Raw genomic sequence first — 419 nt, 5'->3', positions numbered from 1 at the left:
ATTGAAGCCATCATGGATGGCATGAACTGGCTGAATCTGCAATGGGACGAAGGCCCCTATTTCCAGACCAAACGTTTCGATCGTTATAACAACGTAATCGATGAGATGCTGGAAGCCGGTACCGCTTACAAATGCTATTGCTCGAAAGAACGTCTGGAAGCGCTGCGCGAAGAGCAGATGGCGAAGGGTGAGAAGCCGCGTTACGATGGCCGCTGCCGCCATAGCCACGAGCACCATGCTGATGATGAGCCGTGCGTCGTGCGTTTCGCCAACCCGCAGGAAGGTTCGGTTATTTTTGACGATCAGATCCGCGGACCTATCGAGTTCAGCAACCAGGAACTGGACGATCTGATCATTCGCCGTACCGATGGTTCCCCGACCTATAACTTCTGCGTGGTGGTAGATGACTGGGATATGGC

At 53.5% G+C, this 419-nt stretch carries 1 protein-coding gene; it reads left to right on the top strand.

The features are described from left to right. Window positions 1-12: 12 nt before the first annotated feature. Window positions 13-419 (top strand): glutamate--tRNA ligase family protein (locus WCE05_RS26190; RefSeq protein ID WP_368816864.1); only part of this gene is annotated, 407 nt, incomplete at its 3' end.

Source organism: Pseudomonas sp. I2, from assembly GCF_040984075.1.
Taxonomy (GTDB): domain Bacteria; phylum Pseudomonadota; class Gammaproteobacteria; order Pseudomonadales; family Pseudomonadaceae; genus Aquipseudomonas; species Aquipseudomonas guariconensis_B.
Note: the sequence above shows the minus strand (reverse complement) of the source record. Positions and strands in the feature narration are given on the sequence as shown.